Origin of the sequence: Microvirga vignae, assembly GCF_001017175.1 — a bacterium.
Lineage (GTDB): Bacteria > Pseudomonadota > Alphaproteobacteria > Rhizobiales > Beijerinckiaceae > Microvirga > Microvirga vignae.
The window spans coordinates 13,485-28,042 of the sequence record NZ_LCYG01000070.1 but is presented as its reverse complement, the minus strand read 5'-3'; the positions used below and the strand labels follow the sequence as shown (position 1 = coordinate 28,042).

Genomic DNA, 14,558 nt, shown 5'->3' with positions numbered 1-14,558 from the left:
GACTCGCTTGGAACCGAGCTGCCGATCCGGCCGGGCGAGCTCAACTGGATGACCGCCGGACGCGGCATCGTCCATTCCGAACGGACTGCACAGGAGCTGCGCGCCACCGGCTCCAAGCTCTTCGGCATTCAGAGCTGGGTGGCGTTGTCGGCAAAGGACGAGGAGACCACGCCCGACTTCGTGCACTACGACGCGGGCGAGATGCCGATGCTCAACGGCGACGGCAAGACGGTGCGGCTCATCGCAGGTTCCATTCTCGGCGCAAGCTCTCCGGTGAAGACATCGAGCCCGATGTTCTACGCCGACGTGGCGCTGCGGGCGGGGTCCTCGGTGCCGCTGGATCCGGACTATGACGAGCGGGCGGTCTACACCGTCTCGGGCGAGGTCGAGATCTCTGGCGACGTGTTTCCGCCAGGAGAACTTCTCGTCTTTAGGCCGGGCGACCGCATCACGATCCGGGCCCGCAGCGATGCCCGTTTCATGATGCTGGGCGGTGAGCCGATGGACGGCCCGCGCTTCATCTGGTGGAATTTCGTCTCGTCGCGGCAGGACCGGATCGAGCAGGCGAAAGCTGATTGGAAGGCGGCGCGCTTCGACACTGTGCCAGGCGACGAGGCGGAGTTCATCCCCCTGCCCGAGCCGCCGCCTCCACCGGTGCGCTATCCATAACTGTGATCTGTCGGTGACCAAGACCGTCTTGAACAGGGCGGTGCCCTCCCAGCAGGGACCTTTTGCATTGTGGTTTACGGCGGAAGCTATCCAAAGCAATGAGTGTGCGGAGGCAGTCCCTTGAGTTTCTCGGCTCGCAGGGTCAGCGCCTGGCAGGTCGCCTCGGCTTGCCGGACGGAACCACGACAGCATTCGGGATCCCCGCCCATTGCTTCGCATGCAGCAGGAACTCGGTGGCGTCCGTGCGGATTGCCAGGGCTCTCGCGGCCCGCGGGATCGGCGTTCTTCGGTTCGACTTCACCGGTCTTGGGCAGAGCTCCGGTGATTTTCCGGTGCCACCTTCAGCGGCGATGTCGCCGATCTAGTAATCGCGGCCAGGATCCTGATCAGCCCCCCAGTATCGTCCCCTGCTGATCCTGCATTCGCCTCGGGACGAGGTCGTGAGCATCGAGAGCGCCGGCGAGATCTTCCAGGTCATGCGCTATGCCAGAGCTTTGTGTCGCTAGCCCCGGCAGATCACCTTCTGACCAGAGTCGTGGGTGCGGAGTATGCCGCAACCATCGTTGCGGCATGGATGACGCGCTTCGTTCTGTGATCAATCCAATATCAATCTAGCCGAGGGGCACCCAGGTGCATGCCGGATGAATGCGCCCGCTTGCGTTCAGACAGGAAGGTCCGGTCCTGGCACGCCTGAGACCTAAGCCCGAGGGCAGCAATCCTCACCTAACCAGACATTCCGAAAAGCCGGCGAACGTCACTGCCCGACACACAGGCGACATTCTGCGATGGAGCACGCAGCTCATTTCCAGGAGGGTCTGGTCATCAGTAGGGATAGCATCGGCTACGATCAAGGGTGAGACCAAAGTGCTCTCCCAATTTGCGAATAGCCTCCCCATGATCCGGGTAAGGATCCCGGTTCTCAGGTCCAACAATAATGATCTTGAAGGATGGGTCATTGCGTCCGCCTGGCGGAAGCATGGCTGTTGCCAGGCCATTGCCCTCCGCATCGCGCAAAGTCAGAAACACCGGCATGGTCCGCTGCACATGAGCCTTGAGACCAATGTTCTGCTCAATGAAGTGGCTGGCGGTTGAGCGGTAGGTCGCTGTTGCCGCATCCCAGGCTTGGCGAAAATGCTTCTCAACCGCGTGGCCCATGATCCGCGACTCAAGGGTGGCTTCGCCTTCGCTCTCGATCCGGAACCAGCTTGTTTGCCCAGGGGCGTCACAGACGAATTGCATGCCTAGTCAACGCAGAAGTCTGACGAACGGTTGAGGTCCCGGTTCGAGCCTAGCAATGGAAGCAGCGCCTCCGGGCACCGTTCCCGCGTGTCGATCCCCCTGTCTTACCACGACGGTCGTATCTCAGAAGTCGCCCTGTCAGCGTCCTCCCTTCGCTGATCAGCCTCCTGGCTTTCTCGCGCAGCTTGTTCTTCTTCGCGCTGCCGCGGTGCTTCTCGCTTCCTTTGTCCATCGTTTGTCGCCCCGGGTTTCCGCAGCATTGAAAGACGCCTGTCGGGCGCGGCTCCAGTCCCCAACCCGATCAAACGTCTCGTTCTGGCACGAAGCCGAAGTAACGATTTGGTCCGCTCTTCGGGCTTAACCGGACGTTTGAAATGGTTAACGAACTTCACTGCCTGACCCGAAGCGGTCCTTCGTGATTTCCGCCGCGTCCGATTCAAGCGTGTAAGCGCCGCGAAGAACTGCCTGCGGCGGATCACGCGGAAGTGCCCACTCTTCAGAGTTGGCGAAAGTTGATGCGCTTCAGGATTGGAACGAGCTGGCCGCGCGCGTGACGGCGGTGCGCGCGGGCGGCCTCCCCGGCGGCAGCGGCATCGCCGGATCGGATAGCGTCGATGATCGCCTGATGCTCGGCCGCCGAATTAGTAGGCATCGGACGAAGGTGAAGTGTCAGACGCCGGGCTCGGTGCGACTGGCCGGCGACTGTGGCGGCCATGCGCTGGATGCGACCATTGCCGCAGCCTGCAACGAGCGCGTCATGGAAACGCTCGTCGGCCGCGCGCCAAGCATCGAGATCGCCATCGGCAAGGGCCTCGGCCATTGCATCAGTGCTCGCCTGCAACTCGACGAGGGTGGAGGACAGGGCGTGGTCGGCTTCTGCTGCCAGGAGTTCGGCCGCTGCACCTTCGAGAGCGATCAGGACGTCGTAGATTTCCAGGAGATCGGCCGGGGTCAGCGCCCGGACGAGGATGCCCTTGCGCGGCAGGATCTGGACGAAGCCCTCCTCCTGCAATCGCGCCATCGCCTCATGGACCGGCGTGCGGCTCATGCCGAGTTGCGCCGCAATTTCGTTCTCGGCGGCCTGAAAGCCGGCGGGCAGCTCATTTGAGAGGATGGCGTTCCGCAGGTAGCGGTAGGCAGCCTCGACACGCCCCTCGGAGGCCTGCTCCCGTTCGGGGCTGCCAGGTAGCATGCGACCCTCTGCCACTGCCTGAGCGACCTTGCCCGTCTGCGTGGCTGCCTGCCGCTTCGCCGTCGCCCCCTTGCGTTCGCTCATATTGCATCCTTTCGCGCCTAACAAATCATTGACAAAAGATTTCGTTCATGTCCACATGCATTCCAACTTGCATGCAAGATGAAATGCAAGATGTGACGGCCTCAGAAAGACAGGCCGCCTGAACGACAGCCAAAAGGAGGAAGACATGAAACGACTTTTCGCGACGGCATTGATGGCTGCGGCGACGATGCTCTCCGGTCCGTCCATGGCGCAGGGCAACTATCCCAACAAACCCGTCACCATCCTCGTACCGGCGGCCGCGGGCGGTCCAAGTGACACCGTCGCACGCCTCGTGGCCGAGGCGATGCGGGTCGACCTCGGTCAGCAGGTGCTGATCGAGAACGTCGGCGGCGCTGGTGGCTCGCTCGGGGCCGGTCGGGTCGCGAAGGCCAACCCGGACGGGTACACGCTGCTCCTCTATCATATCGGTGTCGCGACCTTCGGCCCGCTCTATCCGGACCTGCCTTACAAGCCAGGTGAGGCCTTCGACTCCGTCGGCCTCGTGACCGACGTCCCGATGACGCTTGTCGGCCGCAAGGACCTTGCTGCGGCTGACGTGACCGCACTGTTCACGTGGCTGAAGGGTGAGGGTAAGGGCGCAACCTTCGGCACGGCCGGTGTGGGCGCGGTTTCGGATCTCTGCGGTCGCCTCCTCACCGACGCTGCCGGCATTGAACTGACGGTGGTCCCTTACAAAGGAACTGGCCCGGCCATGAACGACCTCGTCGGCGGCCAGATCGACCTCATGTGCGATCAGACCACCAACACCGCTAACCAGATCAAGGCCGGCGAGATCAAGCCTTATGCCGTGACCACGAAGGAGCGGATCGCAATTCTGCCGCAGGTCCCGACTCTTGCTGAGACTTCCGTGAAGGATTTCGAGATCTCGGCCTGGCATGCCATCTGGGCTCCCAAGGGCACGCCCGAGGCGATCCGCCAGAAGCTCGCGGCCTCGCTTCAGAAAGCGCTCAAGGATCCGAAGGTGATCGAACGCTTCGCGGCTCTCGGCACTGCGCCCGTGTCCGCCGACATGGCGACGCCTGCCGCTCTCGACAAGCGCTTCCAGTCCGAGCTCGCGCGCTGGGGCAAGCTCCTCGCCAACGCCAGTACGAAGTGATCCCTCGTTTCTGAAGAACCGCGCGGGGTGGGAATCAGTCTCGCCTCGCGCTCCCGACACCACCTGCACTGAACGGAAACGCCTCCATGCGTGAATACAAGATTGCCGCCATTCCGGCCGACGGGATCGGCCCGGAAGTCATCGCCGCCGGGCTCCAGGCCCTGGAGGCGCTCCAGCAGCGCAGCGGCGACTTCAGGCTCAATGTCGAGCACTTCGATTGGGGCTCGGACTACTACAAGAAGACCGGTCGCATGATGCCCGAGGACGGCCCCGAGCAGCTCAAGCCCTTCGATGCCATCTTCTTCGGTGCCGTCGGCGCTCCAGACGTGCCTGACCACATCACGCTCTGGGGCCTGCGGTTGCCGATCTGCCAGGGTTTCGATCAGTACGCCAACGTGCGGCCGACCAGGATTCTGCCGGGCATCTCCTCGCCGCTTGCTGGAGTAGGCCCTGGTGATCTCGACTGGGTTATCGTGCGTGAGAACTCGGAGGGCGAGTACGCCGGCCAAGGCGGGCGCACGCATCGCGGCCTGCCGGAGGAGGTCGCAACGGAAGTGTCGATCTTCACGCGTGTCGGCGTCACCCGCATCATGCGCTACGCCTTCAAGCTGGCGCAGTCGCGCCCGCGCAAGCTCCTGACCATCGTCACCAAGTCGAACGCCCAGCGCCACGGCATGGTGATGTGGGACGAGATTGCCGCAGAAGTGGCGCAGGAATTTCCGGACGTCACCTGGGACAAGATGCTGGTCGACGCCATGACGGTGCGTATGACGCTGAAACCTCAGAGTCTCGATACGATCGTCGCCACCAATCTGCATGCCGATATCCTGTCCGATCTCGCCGGCGCGCTTGCGGGCAGCCTCGGCGTCGCGCCGACCGCCAATATCGATCCGGAGCGACGCTATCCCTCGATGTTCGAGCCCATCCACGGCTCGGCCTTCGACATCACCGGCAAGGGGATTGCCAACCCGATCGCCACCTTCTGGACCGCAGCCCAGATGCTCGAGCATCTCGGCGAGGGCGCGGCTGCCGCGCGGCTGATGCGTGCCGTCGAGTCCGTCGCGGCCGAAGGCGTGAAGACGCCGGACGTGGGAGGAAAAGCGACGACACAGGAAGTCACGAACGCCGTCTGCGAGGCAATCCGCAGCTCCAACATCTGACAGGCGATCGAACGTCTGCACCTTGGCTACGCCATGTCCTGCCCGAGCGGAAACCGCCCGGGCAGGATAGCCACCAACGTCAACGACACGTGAGCCCTGCCGGTCCCTCACCTGCGTGATGGATGATGCACGCGGCCGTTCCTCGGGAGGGAACCGATGACGCAGCAAACTGATACAGGAAGGCCACTGCTCCGGTCGCGGCGAGATGTGATTGCAGGCGCGATCTTTCTCGTCATCGCGGCGGCCTTCGCCTGGCAGGCGACGAGCTACGATATGGGTCGAATGATCCGCATGGGGCCAGGCTTCATCCCGATCGTTCTTGCCATCATGCTCGGCGCGCTCGCCATCGGCGTCATGCTCGTCAGATCCGATCCGGGCGAGCATGAAACCGGGCGTCCGATCCCCTGGCGCGGCATCGCGCTGGTGTCGTTCGCACTGATCCTCTTCGGTGCGTACGGTCGAGTGCTTGGTCTCGTGCCCGTCGTGTTCCTTGCTACCCTCGTGACCGCGCTCGCCTCACGGCGCAACTCGATCATCGCTGCTTTTGGGATCGCGGTCGCGCTGTCTGCTCTCTGTTACGTGATCTTCAAGCTCGGGCTCGGCGTCGTGCTGCCGACCATCGGTCCGGTCTTCGGCCCTTTTGAAATCCTCTGAGGAGACAGGCCGCCATGGAACTTCTGTCCAATCTTGCCCTCGGATTCGATACGGCCCTCACGCTCCAGAACGTCCTCTGGTGTTTCGTCGGCGTTCTCGTCGGGACCCTCGTCGGCGTGCTGCCGGGCATCGGCCCTACGGCGACCATCGCGTTGCTGCTGCCGATCACCTTCTCCTTCTCGCCCGTGACTGCGCTGATCATGCTCTCCGGCATCTACTACGGAGCACAGTACGGCGGCTCGACCACGGCCATCCTGATCAACCTGCCGGGTGAGTCTTCCTCGGCGGTCACGGCCATTGATGGTTATCAGATGGCGCGCAACGGTCGTGCCGGACCCGCGCTCGCCACTGCCGCACTGGGCTCGTTCTTCGCCGGTTCGGTGGCGACGTTGATCCTCGCCATTGCGGCGCCGCCGCTCGCCCGCGTGGCGCTCAACTTCGGCGCTGCCGAGTATTTCTCGCTGCTCGTGCTCGGGCTTCTCGTCTCCATCTCGCTCGCCCACGGCTCCGTCATCAAGGCGCTCGCCATGATCGTGCTGGGGCTCCTCCTCGGCACCGTCGGCCAGGACGTGACCAGCGGCACGGCGCGGTTCACCATGGGTTTCCAGGAACTCTATGGCGGCATCAACTTCGTCTCGCTCGCCGTTGGCATGTTCGGCGTCGCCGAGATCTTCCGCAACCTCGAGGTAGAGACGAACCGCGAGGTCGGCGTCTCGCAGGTGAAGAACCTCTGGCTGTCGCGGGAGGACTTCCGCCGCATCGCCGGTCCGGTCCTGCGCGGCACCGGCCTTGGCTCCGTCCTCGGCATCCTCCCCGGTGGCGGGCACGTCCTGGCGTCGTTCGCCTCCTACTCGGCGGAGAAGCGCCTCTCCAAGAAGCCGCAGGAGTTCGGCAGAGGCGCCATCGAGGGTGTCGCCGGACCGGAGTCGGCCAACAACGCGGCCGCCCAGACCTCGTTCATCCCGCTGCTGACGCTCGGCATTCCGGCCCACCCGGTCATGGCCTTGATCATCGGCGCCTTCATCCTCCAGGGCATCACGCCGGGACCGAACGTGATGACGGAGCAGCCGGCGCTGTTCTGGGGCATCATCGCATCAATGTGGATCGGCAACCTGCTGCTCGTCGTCCTGAACCTGCCGCTGATCGGCCTCTGGGTGAAGATGCTCACCATTCCCTACAGAGTGCTGTTCCCGGCCATCGTCATCTTCGCCTCGATCGGCTGCTACTCCATCGACAACAACCCGTTCGATGTCTACGCCATTGTGGTGTTCGGCATCCTCGGCTACGTCCTGATCCGCCTCGGCTGCGAACCGGCACCGCTGTTGCTCGGCTTCGTGCTCGGACCGCTCCTGGAGGAGAACCTCCGCCGGGCAATGATCATTTCCAAGGGTGACCCGACCGTGTTCCTGACACGCCCGCTCTCCGCGTCACTCCTCGCGCTCGGACTCGCCTGCATCGTCATCGCCCTGTTGCCCTCGATCCGGCGCAAGCGTGACGAGGTGTTCGTCGAGGAGGATTGATCGCGCTTGCGGGAAGATTGGGCCATCCAAGGTAACATGCATAAGGACAGGCAACGCTGATGCTCCAGACGCGTGCAATCCTGCAATCGTTGTTCGAGGCTGCCATCGCGGCGGCCGATCCGGCCCAGTGCGTGCCTCCGAACCTGCCGAACCCGCCGCGGGGGCGCACCATCGTCATCGGAGCGGGCAAGGCCGCGGCTTCCATGGCTCGGGCCGTCGAGCAGCACTGGAAAGGCGATCTGTCGGGACTTGTCGTCACACGCTACGGCCATGCCGTTCCGACGTCCCGCATCAGTGTCCGTGAAGCGGCCCACCCGGTGCCGGATACAGCCGGCCTCGAGGCTGCGCGCGAGATCATCAGTCTCGTCTCGGAACTCACGCCCGATGACCTCGTGCTGTGCCTGATCTCGGGCGGAGGATCGGCCCTCCTGCCGTTGCCGATCGATGGCCTGACGCTTGAGGACAAGCAGGAGGTCAACAAGGCGCTGCTGCGATCCGGGGCGACCATCGGCGAGATGAACTGCGTCCGCCGGCATCTGTCCGCCATCAAGGGCGGGCGGCTGGCCGCAGCATGCCACCCTGCGAAGGTCGTCACGCTCCTGATCTCCGACGTTCCCGGCGACGATCCGATCAACATCGCCTCCGGGCCGACCGTTCCGGATCCGACCACGTGTGCGGATGCGCTCGAAATCCTGGAGCGCTACGGGATCAGGCCGGCACCGGCAGTTCTGGAGGTCCTCACCAGCGGTCGGGGCGAGACGATCAAGCCCGGAGACGAGCGCCTCGCACGAGCGGACGTCCGGATGATCGCCACGCCGCAGATGGCGCTGGAGGCTGCGGCCCGGGTTGCAGCCAGGCACGGTCTTGCCTCGCATATCCTTGGAGACGCGATCGAGGGAGAAGCTCGTGACGTCGGTAAGGTCATGGCCGGCGTTGCGCTCCAGGTGGCTCGCAACGGCCAGCCCTTCACGGCACCTTGCGTTCTCCTGTCCGGCGGCGAGACGACGGTGACGGTGCGAGGACAGGGGCGCGGCGGGCGCAATGTCGAGTTCCTGCTGTCGCTGGCCGCAACACTTGACGGTCACCCCGGGATCCATGCTCTCGCGGGGGATACCGACGGCGTCGATGGCCTTGAGGAGATTGCCGGGGCTTATCTCGGGCCGGACAGCATCGCCCGTGCCTGGGCCAAGGGCATCAGCATCAAGAGGAGCCTTGCCGAGAACGATGGGCATGGCTTCTTCGAGGCGCTCGGCGACGGCATCGTGACCGGGCCGACGCTGACCAACGTCAATGATTTCCGCGCAATTCTCATCACCGGGGAGGCGGCCAGAAGCGCCGATTGAACCATGCGCCGACAACGCCATGCCAAGATAGTCGCGACCGTCGGACCGGCGAGCGCTTCGCCGGACAAGTTGCGGGAGCTGTATCTTGCCGGGGTCGACACCTTCCGGCTGAACTTCAGCCACGGCACTCACCAGGATCATGCGGCCGTTCACGCTGCCATCCGCGCTCTTGAGAAGGAGGTCGGACGGCCCATCGGCATCCTCCAGGATCTGCAAGGACCGAAGATCAGGATCGGCACGCTCAAGGACGGGTCATTCGCCTTGTCTGAGGGCGAGACGATCCGCTTCGTCCTGGAGGGCAGGGACGGCGACAGAACCTCGATTCCTCTTCCTCATCCGGAGATATTCGAGGCGATCCTTCCAGGACAGGATTTGCTCATCGACGACGGCCGCGTGCGGGTGAAGATCTCGGGTCTTGGCCAAGACTACATCGAAGCCAGGGTTGTGACGGGTGGCAGGATCAGCAACCGCAAGGGCGTCAATCTGCCGGGAACGGTGCTGGACCTGTCGCCCCTCACGGCGAAGGACCGGGCCGATCTCGCCTTCGGTCTTGAACTCGGCGTCGACTGGGCTGCCCTGTCGTTCGTCCAGCGCCCATCCGATCTGATCGAGGCCCGCGCCCTAATCGGCGAGCGCGCCGGCCTCGTGGCGAAGATCGAGAAACCCTCGGCCCTCGAACACATCGAGGACATCGTCCGCTTGTCCGATGCCGTCATGGTTGCGCGCGGTGATCTTGGTGTCGAGATCCCGCCGGAGGAGGTGCCTGGGCGCCAGAAGGAGCTGGTGCGCCTTTGCCGTCTGGCGGTGAAACCCGTGATCGTCGCGACCCAGATGCTCGACTCGATGGTCGGTGCCCCCACGCCGACCCGCGCGGAGGCGTCCGACGTCGCAACGGCGATCTATGACGGGGCCGACGCGGTGATGCTGTCGGCCGAGTCAGCCTCGGGTCAGTACCCGGTCGAAGCTGTTGCGATGATGGACCGCATCATCAGCAAAACCGAGCAGGACAAGGCCTACCGCGCCATCGTCACGGCTCTGAGGTCGGAGATCGAGGAGAGCGCGCCCCATGCCGTTGCCAGCGCGGCGGGCAATCTGGCGCAAGCGATCCACGCCCCCTGTATCGTGGCGTACACCTCAAGTGGCACCACCGCGAGCCGTATCGCCCGGACCCGTCCAGATGTCGCGATCCTGGCGGTCACTCCGGATGAGAACGTGGCGCGGCGCCTGTGCCTTCTCTGGGGAGCCCACAGCGTCCGCTCGGAGGACATCCACACCTATGAGGAAATGGTGGAACAGGCTGAGGTGCATGCGCGGACCGCGGGCTTGGCCCAGCCGCTTGAGTTCGTCGTCGTCGTGGCCGGTGTGCCCTTCGGGATGGCGGGTACCACCAACAATCTCCGGGTGGTGCAACTGCGCCCGGATCGGGTCTGACGGACCGACTGCTTTTGGCACGAAGCGGAAATAGATCGAAATTCGGCTTTGGGGCTGTGCGCGGGGTGTTGTCACGTTAACTCGGGCATCAGAGCGAGCCGTGTAGATGGATAGGCATGAGCGCGCCCGTCAGCTACAAACGTCATCGCTTCCCCCTGAGCCTGCGGTTGGTCGAGGAAATGCTGCTCGAGCGGGGCATTCTCGTCTCCTACGAGACCATCCGTCGCTGGGCTCTGAAGTTTGGACCGGGGTATGCGCGCCGCCTCAAGTGCAAGACGCCGAGCCGCCATGATATTTGGCATTTGGATGAGGTGGTCGTCGCCATCGCTGGCAAGTAGCACTGGCTGTGGCGAGCGGTTGACCAGAACGGATACATCCTTGATGAGGTCGTCCAGACGCGCCGCAACACCAAGGCGGCCAAGCGCTTGCTGAAGCGCCTTTTGAAGAAGCAAGGATGCCTGCCGCGGCGGATGATCAGCGACAAGCTCGCTTCCTATGCAGCGGCCCGACGCCAGATCATGCCGACCGTTGAGCACCGCTCGCATAAAGGCCTGAACAACCGCGCGGAGAATTCCCATCTGCCGCTGCGCCGGCGAGAACGAGTGATGCAGGGCTTTCGATCAGCGGGAGGGCTCCAGCGCTTTGTCAGTGTCTTCTCAGCTGTTCGCAATCTCTTCGTTCCGCCCCATTCCCGCCGCTCGGCTCTTACCAATCATCTGCATCGCCTCAAGCCCATGTCGGAGTGGAAAGCGGTGACCCGCCCTGCCGCCTGAATCCACTAGGCGGTTGCATTGACCTTGGTGCGCCCGGCGTCCGTTAACGTGACAACACCCCTGCCCGAGTATCCGACGCCGGAATACGGCATCTACGTCGTGCGCCCGCCGGGCTCCTATGTCCCAGGCAAGGTCCGGGTTCTGATCGACATGCTTGTCGAGCGCTTCGGAGGCACGCCTGAGTGGGATCGGTATCTGGCAGGATCCGGTGACGGGAAACATGTGAGCAGGAAGGTCGTTAATGGCACATTCCGGAACTAGGCCGAACGTCTGCTCATGTCCGCAATACCAGACGTTCGTGAAGGGCGGGAAATTTCCTGGTTTGACCCGATCCAGACGTTCCATGGATCGCCAATCGACGACTGTTGGGGCGAGTTCACTCCGGCATTCCCAGCTTGCGCCATGCCTCGTAGATCCGCGGCCGCTGGGCCACGTAGGCCGGATGGTCGGATTGTTCCAGAGCCTTGTAGCGGGTCAGCGTCATCCCGGGCACGGCCCGCAGCCATCTCTCCATTGGTTCACGTGCTTCCGCTTCGCGCCCCGTGAACACGTAGGCCGCCGCCAGCCAGCCGTAGTTACTCGGAAAGCCCGGATCGGCATCGATCGCCCGCCGGAACATCTCAAGGGCAGCCTCGTCCTGGTGCTGGTGCAGCTTCGCCACGCCGATGTAACTGAGCCAGTACACCAGGAACGGATCGCGCGGGCTGAGGCGGATGCCTTGCTGCACGGAAGCCTCGGTCTTCTCCGGCTGGCCAAGAAGGGCGTAGTTCCAGCCCATCTCGGTGTAGGCGGCCGCCATATTGCGGTTCAGGGACACGGCCCGCTCGGCCGCCGCGATCGCCTCCGCGCTGCGCCTTTGTGCCCGGCGCAGCAGCGCCGTGTACTGATGTGTCGCGGCATTGTCCGGCGCCAGCGCCAGGGAGCGGGCAAGTAGCTCGTCGGCCTTGGGCAGATGATCGTCAGGCGCATTCGTCCAGCGGTTGAGCACATCCCGGATATGTGTGAAGCTCAGGCCCGTCAGGGCGCTCACCGCCTGGGGGTCCACCCTGAGCGCCTCCTCGAACAGGCGCCGTGCCGCGGCATTGTTGTCCTGGGTCTGGCTCGCGTAGATCAGGGCCCATCCGCGCATGGCCAGGTCCATGGCATTGGGGTTGTTGGGGCGCTCCCGCTGGCCGCGGCGGCTCTCGATATCGACGAGCTTCACCCGGAGCGTCGAGGCAATCCCCGCCGTGATCTCGCTCTGCGTTTCGATCAGTTCGGCCCGCAGCCGGTCGAACCGGTCCGCCCACAGATGCGCCCCGGTCTCGGCATCGATGAGCTGGGTGTTGACCCGCACCATGTCATTGCTTCGCCGTACGCTGCCCTCGAGCACGTAGCGCACCCCAAATCGCGGCCGATCTGTCGCACATCCACCGGCTTGTTCTTGTAGGTGAAGGCGGTGTTGCGCGCGATGACGAAACTGCCGTCGATGCGCGACAGGTCCGTTGTCAGGTCCTCCGTCAGGCCATCTGCGAAATACTCCTGGTTTGGATCGCCGCTCAGGTTGGCAAACGGGAGCACGACGAGGGACAGGCGGGGTGCGGCCCGTACCGTGCCGGCTGCTCCACCCGCAATGCCCGATGAGGCCGTCGCAGCCGGTCCGGTGCTTGGCTCGGCAGGATACTTTTCCATGACGAACAGGAGACCGGTTCCGCTGAGCACGACGAGGCTGGCTGCCACGGCGGCAGGAACGAGCCAGCGCCGCCTGTCTGGTGCCTCGGACGGGGCTTCAGCCGTGTAGGTATCGAAGCGAACCCTATAGCACCGGATCGGGCGGGCGATGTTGCGGACGCTCTGCTCTCCGAGATCCTCGAAGCTCACCGGAAGCCGGTCGCGGACTTGGTCGCGCACGGATCGAGAGACGCAGATGCCGCCCACATCGGCAAGGGCTTCCAACCGGGCGGCGATATTGACGCCATCCCCTAGCACGTCACCGTTGTCGACGACCACGTCGCCCAGGTTAATGCCGATCCTGAACTGGATGCGGCGATCCTCCAGGCGGGAGGCCTCCCGGGCAGCCATTGCGAGCTGGAGCTCGGCGGCGCACCGGACCGCCTCGACCGGGCTGGCGAACTCGACCAGTAGGCCGTCGCCCATGGTCTTGATGATCCGCCCGCCATGCCGCGCAATGGCCGGGTCAATCAGGGCTCGGCGGTGCGCTCTCAGCTGCGCGATCGTGCCTTCCTCGTCGAGCCCGATCAGCCGCGAGTAGCCCGCCACGTCGGCGCACATGATGGTCACCAGCTTGCGCTCCATAGAGCGCTCCATGAAGCGGTTCAACCTACCGTCCGAAGCCTACTCTCAGGGCATCGGCGGGGGAAGACCTTGCCCGCGCTGCGACTTGCGGACAAACTCAAGCATACATTGCAACCCCACTGTCCGAACGGCAGATCTTGGCCCATCCCGAAAGTAGACTGAATGTCCGCTCAAGGTAGGAACACAGGACTTTCCTGAAGGGCAGCGGATTCCTGGTCTGACGCAGAACGGACCTTTAAGGACGAAACGTCCTTCGGGCGCCATGTAGACGCGGAATTCCAGAATAAATGGAATTCCCGATCGATGCCGCCGCACATTCTTGCATACCAATGCCCCGGGAAGGACGGTCGGCGATCAATCATAACGAAGACTTGGGCCATGGTTGCCGGGATATCAGCAGAAGACCGCGTCATTTCGCTTGGCTCCGGTCTGGCGGCAATTCCTGAAAGGTCGATGCTTGCGCATGCTCGAGGCGAGGTTCTTTTCATTTGCGGTGCCGGAATTTCATGGCCTGCTAACCTACCCGACTTCCGCGACCTTGTTCTCGACGTTTATGCTGCCCTCGTCACAACTGTTCATAAAGTTCTCAACGCACTGCCTCGCGGCGTATGCAATCATTGGCAAGTCGATTGTTCAGCTCTTACTGAACGCCAGTCAGCGGAAGTGAAGCGGTTCCTTATCGGGGACTACGATGTTGTACTGGGGATGCTTGAACGGCGATTGGACGATCAAACTCGCGGTGATAGCCGCGTCAGGAAAGAGGTGGCTAATCGGCTCGGTCCAAAGGAGGCAATCCGGCGCCAACCCACCGTGCACTCATGCGCCTCGCTGATCGTGGTGGGGTGACAACGATTGTCATGACCAACTTTGACCTGCTTCTTGAAACGGCTGCCAAACGTCTTGGGCCGCCGGTCGGTACCTATTCACTAGGGTCAATTCCTCGGCCAACGCGACAGACAGAATTCGCTGGGGTCGGGGACGTCACGTTAACGAGAAATACTGTCCTGTACTCGTCAAGGAAAATTCCTGCGTCGACGAAAATGAGCGACTTGGGTTGCGCAAAATTCGGCCTTCGGCCGTT

Annotated in this window: 13 protein-coding genes and 1 pseudogene; 10 read left to right on the top strand and 4 right to left on the bottom strand. The window is 63.6% G+C overall.

The genetic code is table 11. The features are described from left to right. A partial coding sequence (locus AA309_RS24395; protein WP_047191634.1) for a pirin family protein occupies window positions 1-669 on the top strand: 669 nt, incomplete at its 5' end. 822 nt (window positions 670-1,491) lie between these two features. Here the strand turns inward: AA309_RS24395 and AA309_RS24385 are convergent. Together AA309_RS24385 and AA309_RS24380 are read right to left on the bottom strand one after the other, a co-directional pair. Next, entirely contained in the window at window positions 1,492-1,824 is a 333-nt protein-coding gene (locus tag AA309_RS24385) for a hypothetical protein (RefSeq protein ID WP_244470478.1), read from the bottom strand. Between the two features lie 580 nt (window positions 1,825-2,404). Further along, a complete protein-coding gene (locus AA309_RS24380; protein ID WP_244470477.1) occupies window positions 2,405-3,184 on the bottom strand; it encodes a GntR family transcriptional regulator in 780 nt (259 codons plus the stop codon). 145 nt (window positions 3,185-3,329) lie between these two features. Between AA309_RS24380 and AA309_RS24375 the strand changes: the two genes are divergently transcribed. From AA309_RS24375 to AA309_RS35960, 8 genes and pseudogenes are all read left to right on the top strand, one after another. Then, on the top strand, window positions 3,330-4,301 hold the full coding sequence (locus AA309_RS24375) for a tripartite tricarboxylate transporter substrate-binding protein (protein ID WP_047191631.1): 972 nt from the start codon (window positions 3,330-3,332) through the stop codon (window positions 4,299-4,301). 86 nt (window positions 4,302-4,387) lie between these two features. Next, window positions 4,388-5,461, top strand: coding sequence for a tartrate dehydrogenase (locus AA309_RS24370; protein ID WP_047191630.1), 1,074 nt, complete (start codon window positions 4,388-4,390; stop codon window positions 5,459-5,461). Between the two features lie 156 nt (window positions 5,462-5,617). Then, window positions 5,618-6,115 carry a tripartite tricarboxylate transporter TctB family protein gene (locus AA309_RS24365; RefSeq protein WP_047191629.1) on the top strand — a complete coding sequence of 166 codons (498 nt, stop codon included), beginning with the start codon at window positions 5,618-5,620 and terminating at the stop codon, window positions 6,113-6,115. Between the two features lie 14 nt (window positions 6,116-6,129). Next, window positions 6,130-7,635 carry a tripartite tricarboxylate transporter permease gene (locus AA309_RS24360; RefSeq protein ID WP_047191628.1) on the top strand — a complete coding sequence of 502 codons (1,506 nt, stop codon included), beginning with the start codon at window positions 6,130-6,132 and terminating at the stop codon, window positions 7,633-7,635. Between the two features lie 59 nt (window positions 7,636-7,694). After that, window positions 7,695-8,978 carry a glycerate kinase type-2 family protein gene (locus tag AA309_RS24355; protein ID WP_047191627.1) on the top strand — a complete coding sequence of 428 codons (1,284 nt, stop codon included), beginning with the start codon at window positions 7,695-7,697 and terminating at the stop codon, window positions 8,976-8,978. 3 nt (window positions 8,979-8,981) lie between these two features. Next, window positions 8,982-10,409: a pyruvate kinase gene (gene pyk, locus AA309_RS24350; RefSeq protein ID WP_047191626.1), complete on the top strand. Its 1,428-nt coding sequence runs from the start codon at window positions 8,982-8,984 to the stop codon at window positions 10,407-10,409. 116 nt (window positions 10,410-10,525) lie between these two features. Continuing rightward, window positions 10,526-11,182 (top strand): annotated as a pseudogene (locus AA309_RS24345) (IS6 family transposase). A 48-nt stretch (window positions 11,183-11,230) separates the two neighbouring features. Beyond that, window positions 11,231-11,443 (top strand): hypothetical protein, encoded by a 213-nt coding sequence (locus AA309_RS35960; protein ID WP_200902043.1) that lies wholly within the window; start codon window positions 11,231-11,233, stop codon window positions 11,441-11,443. 115 nt (window positions 11,444-11,558) lie between these two features. Here AA309_RS35960 and AA309_RS32470 read toward each other — a convergent pair whose 3' ends face one another. Both AA309_RS32470 and AA309_RS32465 read right to left on the bottom strand, forming a co-directional pair. Continuing rightward, complete coding sequence (locus AA309_RS32470) at window positions 11,559-12,521, bottom strand: tetratricopeptide repeat protein (RefSeq protein WP_052954963.1); 963 nt, start codon at window positions 12,519-12,521, stop codon at window positions 11,559-11,561. Beyond that, entirely contained in the window at window positions 12,434-13,477 is a 1,044-nt protein-coding gene (locus AA309_RS32465; protein ID WP_052954962.1) for an adenylate/guanylate cyclase domain-containing protein, read from the bottom strand. The genes AA309_RS32470 and AA309_RS32465 overlap by 88 nt, the downstream gene beginning before the upstream one ends. A gap of 378 nt (window positions 13,478-13,855) precedes the next feature. Here AA309_RS32465 and AA309_RS34610 point away from each other — a divergent pair, with 378 nt between their 5' ends. Then, a complete protein-coding gene (locus tag AA309_RS34610; RefSeq protein ID WP_150117728.1) occupies window positions 13,856-14,323 on the top strand; it encodes a hypothetical protein in 468 nt (155 codons plus the stop codon). Window positions 14,324-14,558 lie beyond the last annotated feature (235 nt).

Coding starts and splice junctions, on each gene's coding strand:
- AA309_RS24370 (WP_047191630.1), top strand. CDS start 4,388: ATGCGTGAATACAAGATTGCCGCCATTCCGGCCGACGGGATCGGCCCG.
- AA309_RS34610 (WP_150117728.1), top strand. CDS start 13,856: ATGGTTGCCGGGATATCAGCAGAAGACCGCGTCATTTCGCTTGGCTCC.
- AA309_RS24385 (WP_244470478.1), bottom strand. CDS start 1,824: ATGGGCCACGCGGTTGAGAAGCATTTTCGCCAAGCCTGGGATGCGGCA.
- AA309_RS24365 (WP_047191629.1), top strand. CDS start 5,618: ATGACGCAGCAAACTGATACAGGAAGGCCACTGCTCCGGTCGCGGCGA.
- AA309_RS24375 (WP_047191631.1), top strand. CDS start 3,330: ATGAAACGACTTTTCGCGACGGCATTGATGGCTGCGGCGACGATGCTC.
- AA309_RS32465 (WP_052954962.1), bottom strand. CDS start 13,477: ATGGAGCGCAAGCTGGTGACCATCATGTGCGCCGACGTGGCGGGCTAC.
- AA309_RS24380 (WP_244470477.1), bottom strand. CDS start 3,184: ATGAGCGAACGCAAGGGGGCGACGGCGAAGCGGCAGGCAGCCACGCAG.
- AA309_RS32470 (WP_052954963.1), bottom strand. CDS start 12,521: ATGGTGCGGGTCAACACCCAGCTCATCGATGCCGAGACCGGGGCGCAT.
- AA309_RS24355 (WP_047191627.1), top strand. CDS start 7,695: ATGCTCCAGACGCGTGCAATCCTGCAATCGTTGTTCGAGGCTGCCATC.
- pyk (WP_047191626.1), top strand. CDS start 8,982: ATGCGCCGACAACGCCATGCCAAGATAGTCGCGACCGTCGGACCGGCG.
- AA309_RS24360 (WP_047191628.1), top strand. CDS start 6,130: ATGGAACTTCTGTCCAATCTTGCCCTCGGATTCGATACGGCCCTCACG.